This is a genomic window from Dactylosporangium darangshiense (genome assembly GCF_039537565.1).
Taxonomy (GTDB): Bacteria; Actinomycetota; Actinomycetes; order Mycobacteriales; family Micromonosporaceae; genus Dactylosporangium; species Dactylosporangium darangshiense.
Genome location: NZ_BAABAT010000016.1, coordinates 1 through 12,041, shown reverse-complemented (window position 1 = coordinate 12,041; position 12,041 = coordinate 1). Strand labels below are relative to the sequence as shown.

At 74.7% G+C, this 12,041-nt stretch carries 4 protein-coding genes; 3 read left to right on the top strand and 1 reads right to left on the bottom strand.

The features are described 5' to 3' along the window. Positions 1–65 precede the first annotated feature (65 nt). The gene (locus tag ABD901_RS27195; RefSeq protein ID WP_345130512.1) at positions 66–1,556 is read right to left on the bottom strand and encodes a tryptophan 7-halogenase; all 1,491 of its coding nucleotides are present in this window, start codon (positions 1,554–1,556) and stop codon (positions 66–68) included. 264 nt (positions 1,557–1,820) lie between these two features. On the opposite strand from ABD901_RS27195, the gene ABD901_RS27190 reads away from it, so the two are divergent. The 3 genes from ABD901_RS27190 to ABD901_RS27180 form a co-directional block, all read left to right on the top strand. Next, positions 1,821–2,582, top strand: coding sequence for a response regulator (locus tag ABD901_RS27190; RefSeq protein WP_345130511.1), 762 nt, complete (start codon positions 1,821–1,823; stop codon positions 2,580–2,582). Positions 2,583–2,613: 31 nt separating this feature from the next. Continuing rightward, positions 2,614–4,170, top strand: coding sequence for a sensor histidine kinase (locus ABD901_RS27185; protein ID WP_345130509.1), 1,557 nt, complete (start codon positions 2,614–2,616; stop codon positions 4,168–4,170). Between the two features lie 322 nt (positions 4,171–4,492). Further along, positions 4,493–12,041: amino acid adenylation domain-containing protein (locus ABD901_RS27180; protein ID WP_345130507.1), on the top strand; the 7,549-nt coding region annotated here is incomplete at its 3' end.

Genomic DNA, 12,041 nt, shown 5'->3' with positions numbered 1-12,041 from the left:
TCTTCGCTTCCCCCAAAGGTAAGCCGTGCCGCGGGCAATTTGAGGGGGTGCCGGGTCCCGCGGGGTCACGGCTGCGCGGAGGGCTCCCAGTGCAGGCCGTCCAGCGACGGCACCAGGCCGCCGGGGAACAGCGGCGCCTCCTGTGCGGCGTCCTTGCCCAGCAGCGCCCGCATCTGCACCTGCGAGCCCTCCTGCATGGCCTGCTTCACGATCGTGGACCTCAGCATCGACGACGAGCCGCTGGGCGTGCCGTCGGCGATCTTGTCGATCGCCCCCTCGAGCTCCGCGGAGCGGGCCCGCAGCTGCTCGACGAGCGCCCCGGCCTCGGTCAGCGCCGACTCCCCCGATGAGACGCCGGCGACGAGTTCGACGAACGCCTCGAACTCGGTCGCGTGCTCGCTGTTGGTGACCTGCTTGGCCGCCCAGAAGTACGAGTCCTCGTCGCGGTTCATCTGGTAGAACGACATCAGGAACTCGTAGAACACGCCGTATTCGCGGCGGTAGCGGGCCTCGAACTCGCTCAGCGCGGCCTGCTCCGACACGGTTCCGGCCATGATGCTGTTGATGGAGCGGGCGGCCAGCAGCGCGCTGTACGTGGCCAGGTGCACGCCCGAGGAGAACACCGGGTCGACGAAGCACGCGGCGTCGCCGATCAGGATCATGCCGGGCTTCCAGAACCGCGTGTTGTGGTACGAGTAATCCTTGCGCACGCGCAGCTGGCCGTACTTGCCCTCGGTCACGCGGGTGGCGTTCTCGAGATACTCCGAGATCAGCGGGCACTCCTTGATCAGCGCCATCAGCGCCTGCTCCGGGTCGCCCTGCACCTTCTCCGCCATGTTGCGGTGCACGACCGCGCCGACGCTGGTCAGCGTGCGGCTCAGCGGGATGTACCAGAACCAGCCGCTGTCGAACGCGACCGACAGGATGTTGCCCGAGACCGGCTCGGGCAGGCGCTTGCCGTTCTCGAAGTAGCCGAACAGGGCCAGGCTGCGGAAGTACTCCGAGTACTCGCGCCGGCCGCCGGCCTTGGTGTGCAGCCGGCTGGTGTTGCCCGACGCGTCGACCACGAACCGGGCGCTCGCGAGGTGCTCACGGCCGTCGCTGTCGACGTACTTGACGCCGTGCACCCGCTCGCCGTCGTCCAGCACGTCCTGCACAGTGCAGCCCTGTCGCACGTCGACCCCGAGCCGGATGGCGTTGTCCAGCAGGATCTTGTCGAACTTCGCCCGCTCCACCTGGTAGGCGAACGACGTCGGCGACGCGACCCGGGGCGACACCGCGAAGGAGAACGTCCACGGCTCGGGCCGGGCGCCCCACCGGAAGGTGCCGCCGCGCTTGACCGGGAAGCCGGCCTTCGCCAGCTCGTCGCTCACGCCGATCATCCGGCACACGCCGTGGACGGTGGAGGGCAGCAGCGACTCGCCGATCTGGTAGCGCGGAAACACCTCCTTCTCCAGCAGCAGCACGCGCGCGCCCCGCATCGTCACCAGTGCGGACAGCGTCGATCCGGCCGGCCCGCCGCCGACCACGATGACGTCGAACTCTTCGGCATCCACTGGAAATACCTCCACAAGGTCGGCGGAGCAGCCTGCACGCGGGCCGATCGTGGCACGGGCCGGGCGCCCCCGGACAGGCAACGCCAGTTGGGCGCCATCGACGGCCCAGGCGGCCGCCAGCCCCCCGCTCCCTCGAAAGACACCGCCCGATCCCCTCCTTTCGGGGAGGTGCTCGACGCGCCGCACGGCGATGCTCGAGGGGAGGCGCGCGGCGGTGAGCAGCCGTGAGACGGAGCGGACGGCGCCCGATTGCGGGGGTGGCGCGTGGTCAACGTTCTGATCGTCGACGACCACGAGGTCGTGCGGCGGGGACTGCGGTTCATGCTGGCCCAGGAGCCCGGCTTCGAGGTCGTGGGCGAGGCGGCCGACGGTGAGGCGGCGCTCGTCGCGATCCGCCGGTGCCGGCCCGACGTGGTCCTGCTCGACCTGATGATGCCCGGCCTGGACGGCCTCGGCGTGCTGCACCGGCTGCGCGGCGAGGCGTGGCGCCCGGCGGTCATCGTGCTCACGTCGTACGCCGACGAGCACAAGGCGATCGAGGCGATGCTGGCCGGCGCCCTGTCCTACCTGCCGAAGACGATCACGGGCGAGCGGGTGTTCGAGGCGGTGCGGGCCGCGGGCGCCGGCGGCAGCGTGATCGAGCCCGCCGGGTCACTCGTGCACCGCCGGCGCGAACACGACCGCGGCGGGCCCCTCGAACGGCTCTCCGCCCGCGAGCGCGACGTGCTCGCCGAGCTGTCCCGGGGCCGCTCCAACCGGGAGATCGCCCGGTCGCTGTCGCTGGGGGAGCAGACGGTGAAGTCGCACGTGTCGAGCATCCTCACGAAGCTGGACCTGCAGGACCGTACCCAGGCCGCCATCTTCGGCCTGCAGCACGGATTGGTGCCCCTCGGCGAGGCACTGCGGGGCGGCCGCGATCGGCCCGACCGCCAGCCGGCCGCTACCGAGACACGAGCGCCCGTCGATCGGTGGCCCGCGCCGGACGACGGCGGCGGTCGCGGGCGCGATGGGTACGCTGTTGCCTGACTGCTCCAGCCGAGCGCCCCGGAGGCGGCCCGTGCTCTCCCACCTCGGCCTGCGCGCGCGCATGGCCGGCTCCTACGTGCTCGTGTCGGCCGCGGCGGTGCTCCTGGTCGAGGCGGCGCTGCTGGCGGTGATGGTGCCGCGCGTGCGCGGCGCCGACCGGGCGGCGCATCAGGCACAGGACCGGGCCGTGCAGGCCGAGCAGGGCCTGGCGGTGCTCAAGGTGCAGTCGCTCGCGCGCAACCTGGGCGCGGCGATCGGCCGGGTGGCGAGCAACCGCGACGACCGCGCGCCGCAGCACCCCGACCCGGTGCTCATCGCCGACGCGGCCCGCATCGGGCTCACCAACGCCGCCCAGGACGGGACCGGCATCGCCAACTCGGACGGCGCCGTGCAGGTCGTGGCCGACGCCTCCGGGCGGGTCGTGGCCGCCGACCCCGCGACGGCGTACCCGGTCGGCGCCGAACTGCCGCCGGCCGCCCGCGCCGAGGCCCCCAAGAACGGCCAGCGCGCCGACCAGGGCGGCACCACGTACTGGGCCACCGCACCGATCCTGAGCGTCGCCCGGGACGGCTCGGGGCAGCGCACCATCGGCATCGCCTACGTCGAGATCGGCCCGGCGGCGGCCTCCTCGACCGGCGCCGCGCAGCCGGCCGGCGCGGCGGGGACCGGGCCGGCGGCCCAGCCGATCGCGGACACGACCATCGCCTCGCTCATCCTGCCCGGGGCCGTGCTGCTGATCCTGCTGCTGCCGATCGGGGCGCTGTTCGGGCTGTTCAGCACCGGGCGGCTCATCCGGCGCATCCGCCGGCTCTCCGACGGCACCTCCGAGATGGCCGACGGCGACCTGAGCGTGCGCATCCCGGTCTCCGCCGGCGACGAGGTCGGCCGGCTGGAGCAGGCGTTCAACTCGATGGCCGAGCGGCTCGACGCCGCCGTCGCCGAGCAGCGCACCGCGGCCGGCGCCGACGCCCGCCGCGCCGAGCGCAGCCGGATCGCCCGGGAGCTGCACGACTCGATCTCCCAGGACATGTTCTCGGTCAGCGTCGTCGCGGCCGGCCTGCGCAAGGCCCTGCCGTCCGGCTCGGAAGTGCAGGAGCAGGCCGCGTCGATGGAGCGCTCGCTGGCCCGCACCCAGCGCGAGATGCGCGCGCTGCTCATGGAGCTGCGCCCGGTCGTGCTCGAGGACGCCGGCCTCGCCGCGGCGCTGGAGGAGCTGTGCCGCGCCTACGAGGCCCGGCTCGGCATCCCCGTCACGGCCCGCCTCGACCCGGTGCCGCTCGACCCGCCCGCCGAGCACGCGGTGCTGCGGGTGGTGCAGGAGGCCGTCGGCAACGCGGTCCGCCACGGCGACCCGGCCTCGGTCGAGGTGACGCTCGCCGCCGCCGGCGAGCGGGTCGAGGCGAGTGTGCGCGACGACGGCCGCGGCTTCGACCCGCGGACCGCCGCCGCGCGCCACGGCATGGGCCTGGACCTCATGCGCGAGCGGATGCGGGAGCTCGGCGGCGTCGTGGAGATCGTCAGCGCGCCGGGACAGGGCACGACCGTCACCGTGTCGCTGCCCGTCAAGGCCGGCGAGCCGCGGGGCTGACGCCGGCGCCGCGCCGTCCGCCGCACCGTGCCGACGGGGCCGGTGGGGCCCGGCGGCGGCCAGGTGGAAGCCCGATGGAGCGGACCTGACGCCGTCGTGGCGGCGCCTGTTCCCCGTTCCGGCCGCATGGAATGGTTGCGTTCTGGCCTCACCCGGCGGTCACCCCGGCGGGCGAGGCCGCAATGGCGTCTCGGTGCAGCGTCGACGGCTCCTCACCCGCTCGTCACCCCCGTCCGTGCCGGGCGCCCCGTCCGTAGGTCCCGCTGCGGCGGGTGGCAGCAGAGGTCCGGGTCCTCGGGTTCGATCCAGCATTGGAGTCGCCATGCCGACCGTCCTGCGCCTCACCGGCGCGCTCGCGGATGATGCCCTGCACGCGGCGCTGGCGACCTCGGCGGACCGCCGCGGGGGCGTCTGTGTCTGGTCGGTGCACGAGCCCGGCGACGCGGCCGCCGGCGACGAAACGGCCGGCCTGCTCACCGGGGAGCCACCGGCGCCGGGCGCGGCCGGGTCCGCGCCGGTGCTGCACGCCCGCCTGGTGCGCCTGGACCCGCGCCGGCACCTGCTGCGCCTGGACCTGACCGGCCCCGACGGGGACCTGGACGCCGGGCCGCTGCTCGCCGAGCTGCCGGCGACCTACGCCGAGGCCGGACCGGGCGCGGCCCCGCCGGCGGCCCCGGCCGGCCCGTTGGAGCTGCCGACCGACCGCCCGCGTGCCGCCGGGCGCACCGCGAGCACCGCCGACGCCCCGCTCGACCTCGCCGGCGCCGACCCGGTGGCGGTGCTCGCCGCGTGGCTGATCCTGCTCTGGCGGTACACCGGCCAGACCGACGTCGCCGTGGCGGTCCCGGCCGCCGGGCGCGACGGCCTTCCGGCAACGCCCCGGGTCCTGCGGGCCGACCTGTCCGGCGATCCGCTCCTCGGCGAACTGACCGCCCGGACCCGCGTCGCGCTGGCGGAGGCCGCCGGCCTGCCAGAGGCCGACCCGCGGTACCGCATCCAGGCGCTTTTCGATCCTCTCCCCGGCGCGGGTCGCCGCCCCCGCTCCGCCCGCTGGAGCGGCGACCTCGTCGCCGAGATGCTCGCCGCGCCCGCCGCGGACCCGCCGCCGGACCTCGCCCTGCTGCTGGGCGACGGCCCGGCGATGCTGCGTTACCGCGCCGACCTGCTCGACGAGTCCACCGTCGGGCGCCTGTGCGGCCACCTCACGACCCTGCTCGGCGCCGACCCGGACCGGCACCTGTCCGAGCTGCCGATGCTCACCGCGGTCGAACGGCATCAGGTCCTCGTCGAGTGGAACGACACCGACGCGCCGCCGGCCACCGTCGCCGGCGTCCACGAGCTGGTCGAGGCCCAGGTCCGCCGCACGCCCGACGCCATCGCGGTGTCGTGCGCGGACAGGTCGCTGACGTATGCCGAGCTGGAGGCGCGGGCCAACCGGCTCGCCCGGCACCTGCGCCGGCTCGGCGTCGGCCCGGAGGTCGTGGTCGGGATGGCGCTCGAGCGCGGCCTGGACATGGTCGTCGGGCTCCTCGCCATCTGGAAGGCCGGCGGGGCGTACCTGCCGCTGGACCCCGACTACCCCGCCGACCGCCTCGCCTACATGGTGGAGGACAGCGGCGCCTCGGTGGTCCTCGGCACCGCCGAGGCGGTGGCGCGCCTGACCGGCCGGGCCGGCACGGTCGCGCTGCTCGACGACCCGGTGACGATGGCCGCGATCGACGCCGAGCCGGCCGAGCCCCTGCCCGACCGGCCCCGGCCGGAGCAGCTCGCCTACGTCATCTACACCTCGGGCTCGACCGGCCGGCCCAAGGGCGTCCTGGTCGGGCACTCGGGCGTGGTGAACCGGCTGCTACGGATGCAGGAGGTGTGGCGCCTCGACCCGTCCGAGCGGGTCCTGCACAAGGCGCCGCTGACCTTTGACGCCTCCGTCTGGGAACTGTTCTGGCCGCTGGCCATCGGCGCGGAGCTGGTCGTCGTGGAGGCCGGCCGGCACCGCGACCTCGACCACATGATCTCGTTGCTCGAGACCCGCCGCATCAGCGTCGTGCACTTCGTCCCGTCGCTGTTCCGGCTGTTCACCAAGCACCCGCGGCTGTCGGCGATGCCGGCGCTGCGCATCGTCTTCTGCAGCGGCGAGGCGCTGCCCGCCGAGGACGTCGTGCGCTTCCACTCCCGCAACGACACCGCCCTCGTCGCGAACCTCTACGGCCCGACCGAGGCGTCGATCGAAACGACGTCGGCCGTCTGCGAGCGCGGCGACACCGGCGCGCCGCCCATCGGCCGGCCGATCGGCAACGCGCGGGCCCTCGTGCTCGACCCGAACCTGCGGCCGCTGCCGATCGGCGTGCCCGGCGAGCTCTACATCGCCGGCGCCGGCGTGGGCCGCGGCTACGCGAACCGGGCCGCCCTGAGCGCCGAACGCTTTGTCGCCGACCCCTTCACCGGCGGGGGCGCGCGGATGTACCGCAGCGGCGACCTGGTCCGCTGGCGCGCCGACGGCCAGGTGGAGTACCTCGGCCGCATCGACCAGCAGGTGAAGGTCCGCGGCGTGCGGATCGAGCCCGGCGAGGTGGAGGCCGCACTGCGCGCCCATCCGGGCGTCGCCGACGCCGTCGTCGTGGCCCGGGGCGAGGCCAGCGACCGCCGGCTGCTCGCCTACGTCGTGGCCCGCGGCGCCGCCGCGCCCAGCACCAGCGATCTGCGGGCGTTCCTGCGCACCCGGCTGCCCGACTACCTCGTCCCCTCCGCGTACGTGCCGATCGACGAGATCCCGCTCAACCCCAACGGCAAGGTGAACCGGGCCGCGCTGCCCGAGCCCGACGCCGCCCGCCCGGAGCTGGCCAGCGCCTACGCCCCGCCCCGCGACCGCACCGAGGAGGTCCTCGCCGAGCTGTGGGCCGGCCTGCTGGGCCTGGAGCGGGTCGGCGTCACCGACGACTTCTTCGACCTCGGCGGCCACTCGCTGCTGGCCACCCAGGTGATGTCCCGCGTGCGCCGGGAGTTCGGCGTCGAGGTCGACCTCGCGGCGCTGTTCGAGGCCCCGACCGTGGCCGCGCTCGCCGAGCGGGTGCGCACCGCGACGCCTGGCGACGTCGCGCCGCCGATCGTGCCTGTCGCTCGGGACGGCGCCATCCCGCTCTCCTTCGCGCAGCAGCGGCTGTGGTTCCTCAACCAGCTCGAGCCCGACTCCCCGGAGTACAACGAGCCGCTGGCGCTGCGGCTCAGCGGCCCGCTGGACCTCGACGCGCTGCGCCGCGCGCTGGACACGATCGTCGAACGGCACGAGGTCCTGCGCACCCGCCTCATCGCCGACGACCACGGCCGCCCGTACCAGATCATCGACCCGTTCGTCGGCGCCGGGCTGGTGGTCGCCGATCTCAGCGGCGAGCCGGACCCGCTGGCCACCGCCCGCGCCTGGGTCGCCGCCGACGCCGTCGAACCCTTCGACCTGGCCTCCGGCCCGCTGCTGCGGGCCCGGCTGCTGCGCCTGAGCCCGCACGATCACGTGCTCAGCCTGTGTTCGCACCACGTCGTCTCCGACGAGTGGTCGGTGGGCCTGCTGCGCAGCGAGATCACGGAGTTGTACCGCGCCTTCCACGACGGCCGCCCGGCCGCCCTCGCCCCGCTGGCCGTGCAGTACGCCGACTTCGCCGTCTGGCAGCGCAACTGGCTGAGCGGCGACGTGCTGCGCCGGCACCTGGACCACTGGCGCGAGCGGCTGACCGGGGCGCCGGTGCTGGACATCCCGACCGACCGGCCCCGCCCGCCGGTGCGCTCCTCCGCCGGCGCGCGGGTCGAGTTCGCGGTCCCGGCCGAGGTCACCGCGCGCCTGCGCGGCGTCTCCCGCGACGCCGGCGCCACGACCTTCATGACCCTCTTCGCCGTGTACGCCACGTTGCTCGGCCAATACGCGGGCCAGGACGACATCGTCGCCGGCACGCCGATCGCCAACCGCAACCGCGCCGAGGTCGAGGACCTCATCGGCTTCTTCGTCAACGCCGTGGTGCTGCGCACCGACCTGTCGGGCGACCCCACCTTCACCGAGCTGGTCCGGCGCGTGCGCGGGGAGGCGCTGGCCGCCTACGCCCACCAGGACCTGCCCTTCGAGCAGCTCGTCGACGCGCTCGTCGGCGAGCGCGACCGGTCCCGCACCCCGATCTTCCAGGTGCTGTTCAACTACAACCAGGACGACGTCAGCGGCGCCGCGGCCGGCGTGGAGTCGGCGGTCGGCATCACGCTCGCGAAGATGCCCGCCCCCATCTCGATCAAGTTCGACCTCCGCCTCATCTTCGACGACGTCGCGGGCGGGCTGTCCGGCGCCATCGAGTACAGCACCGCCCTCTTCGACGCCGCCACCATCGAGCGGCTGGTCGCCCGGCTGCTCATGCTGCTGGAGACGGTGGCCGCCGACCCCGGCGCCCGGCTGTCCCGGCTGCCCCGGACCACTCCCGCGGAGCGGCGCGAGCTGGCGCAGTGGAACGGCCCGGCGCGGCCGGCGCCCGCCGCCGGCGGCCTGCACGAGCTCGTCGCCGCCGCCGACCCCGCCGCCCTCGCGGTCGTCGCCGATGGCGCCCGGCTGACCTACGGCGAGCTGGAGGAGCGCGCCAACCGCCTCGCCCATCACCTGCGCCGGCTCGGCGTGGGCGCGGAGACCGTGGTGGGGTTGTGCCTCGGCCGCGGCGCCGACGTGATCGTGGCCCTGCTCGCGGTCTGGAAGGCGGGCGCCGCCTACCTGCCGCTGGATCCCTCGTATCCGCCGAACCGGCTCGCGTACATGCTGGCGGACAGCCGCGTCGCGCTGCTCGTCGGCACCGCCGACCTCCTCGACGACCTGCCGGCCGGGCGGATCCGGACCCTGGCCCTCGACGACCCGATCGTCGCCGCCGCCGTCGCGGCCGAACCGGGCGCCGCTCCGGCCGTCGCCGTCCACGCCGACCAGGCCGCGTACGTCATCTACACCTCCGGCTCGACCGGCCGGCCCAAGGGCGTCTGGGTCACCCACCGCGGCCTGCTCAACTACGTCGACGCCGTCGCCGGCCGGGCCCGGCTCGGCGGCGCCGGCCGCCGGTACCTGCTGCTGCAGCCGATCGCCACCGACTTCGGCAACACCGTCATGTTCGTCTGCCTCAGCACCGGCGGCGTCCTGCACGTGCCCGGCCCGGCCCTGGCGACCGACGCCGACGCCGTCGCGCGGTACCTCCGCGAGCACGCCATCGACTACCTGAAGATCGTCCCGTCGCACCTGGCCGCCCTGACCGCCCAGCGCGACACGAGCTCGCTGCTGCCGGCCCGCACGCTCGTCCTCGGCGGGGAGGCCGCCGCACCCACCCTGGTGCGGGACCTGGTCGCGGCGGCCGGCGACCGCGCGGTCGTCAACCACTACGGCCCGACCGAGACCACCGTCGGCGTCGCCGCCACCGTCCTGGACGCCGGCCCGATCGCGATCGGCCACGCGCTGCCCAACGTGCGGCTCCACGTCCTCGACCCGCGGCTGGCGCCGGTCCCGATCGGCGCCGTCGGCGAGCTGTACGTCGGCGGCCCGGCCGTCGCCCGCGGCTACGGCAACCGCCCCGACCTCACCGCCGAACGGTTCGTCGCCGACCCGTTCGCCGGCGACGGCGGCCGCCTGTACCGCACCGGCGACCGCGTACGGCGCCTCAACGACGGCCGCATCGTGTTCCTCGGCCGCGCCGACGCCCAGGTCAAGATCCGCGGCTACCGCATCGAGCCGGCCGAGATCGAGGCCGCCCTGCTCACGCACCCGAGCGTCGGCGCCGCCACCGTCGCCGCCCGCACCGACGGCCCCGACGCCCGCCTCGTCGCCTACCTCGTCCCCGCCGACGCGGCCGCCGGCCTCGCCCCGGTCGGCGACCTGCGCGACCACCTGGCCCGTACCCTGCCCGAGCACATGATCCCGGCGGCGTACGTCCGGCTCGACGAGCTGCCGCTGACCCGCAACGGCAAGATCGACCGCAACGCCCTGCCCGCGCCCGAGGCTGTCCGCCCGGACGTCGCAACCGGCTACCGCCGCTCCCGCACCCCCACCGAGGACCTCCTCGCCGGCATCTGGTGCGAGGTCCTCGGCCTGGAGCAGGTCGGCGTCGACGACAACTTCTTCGAGCTCGGCGGCCACTCGCTGCTCGCCACCCAGGTGGTGTCGCGGATCCGGTCCATCTTCGCGATGGAGTTGCTGCTCGTCACCATCTTCGCGCACCCGACCGTGGCCGGCCTCGCCGCCGTGATCGACGGCGGCGGGCACGCCGCCGCGGCGCCGCCCGTCACCCCCGTACCGCGCTCGGGGCCGCTGCCGCTGTCGTTCGCACAGCAGCGGCTGTGGTTCCTGACGCAGCTCGAACCGGGCTCCATCGAGTACAACACGCCGCGGCCGCTGCCGATGACGGGCAAGGTCGACGTCCGGGCCCTCGCCGCGGCCATTGCGGCGCTGATCGGCCGGCACGAGGCGCTGCGGACCCGGCTGGTCGCCGACGCCGACGGCGTACCGCACCAGGTGATCGATCCGGCGCCGGAGCGGTTCGACCTGCCGGTCCTCGACCTCGGCGGCGAGCCCGACCCGGCCGCCGCCGCCCGGGCCTGGGTCCTCGCCGACGGCCAGGTCCCGTTCGACCTCGGCACCGGCCCGCTGCTGCGCGCCACGCTGGTGCGCATCGCGCCGGACGAGCACATCCTCAGCCTGACGACGCACCACGTGACCGGCGACGAATGGTCGGCCGCGATCCTGCGCCGTGAGCTGGAAGTCCTGTACGCCGCGCACCGCGACGGGGTGGCGCCGGACCTGCCGTCGCTGCCCGTGCAGTACGCCGACTTCGCGGTCTGGCAGCGGAACTGGCTGTCCGGCGACGTCTTGGACGAGCAACTCGGGTTCTGGCGCGCCACACTGGCCGGCGCCCCCGCGCTGGAGCTGCCCGCCGACCGGCCCCGCCCGCCGATCCGCTCGACCGACGGCGCGGTCATCGACTTCACCGTGCCTGCCGGCGTGGTGGATGGCCTGCGGGGCGTCGCCCGCGCCGCCGGGGCGTCGATGTTCATGACGGTGTTCGGCGCGCTCAACGTGCTCCTGGCCCGCTACACCGGCCAGGAGGACGTCGTGGTCGGCACGCCGATCGCGAACCGGAACCGGGCCGAGATCGAGGGCCTGATCGGCTTCTTCGTCAACACGCTGGTGCTGCGCACGGACCTGTCCGGGGATCCGACGTTCGCGGAGCTGCTCGGCCGGATCCGGGAGCGGACCCTGGCCGCGTACGCGCACCAGGACCTGCCGTTCGAGCAGCTGGTCGACGCCCTCGACGTGGACCGCGACCGGTCGCGCACGCCGCTGTTCCAGGTGATGTTCCGCTACGTCACCGGCGACGGGCCGGCCCCGCAGGTCGACGTCGCGGAGCCGATGCCGGCGCCGATGCCGGTGAAGTACGACCTCTCGGTGTCGCTGGGCGAGGTCGACGGCATGCTGGTCGGCTCGGTCGAGTACTCGACAGCGCTGTTCGACGACGCGCGGATGGTCCGGCTGGTCGGGCACCTGCGGCGGGTGCTGGCCGGCGTGGCGGTGGGCGGGAGCGTGCGGCTCTCCGAGGTGCCGGTGTTGACGTCGGTGGAGTCGGCGGATCTGGCGGTGTGGTGCGCGGGCGATCCGGTGGTGCCGTGGTCGGGTGGTGTCGGTGCGCAGATCGCTGGTTGGGCGGCGATGGATCCGGATCGGGTTGCGGTGCGGTGCGGTGATGTGGTGCTGACGTATGGGGTGTTGCGGCGGCGGGTGTTGGGTTTGGCTGGGCGGTTGCGTGGGTTGGGTGTGGGTGCGGAGTCGTTGGTTGGTCTGTGTGTGGAGCGTGGGGTTGATGTTGTGGTGGCGGCGTTGG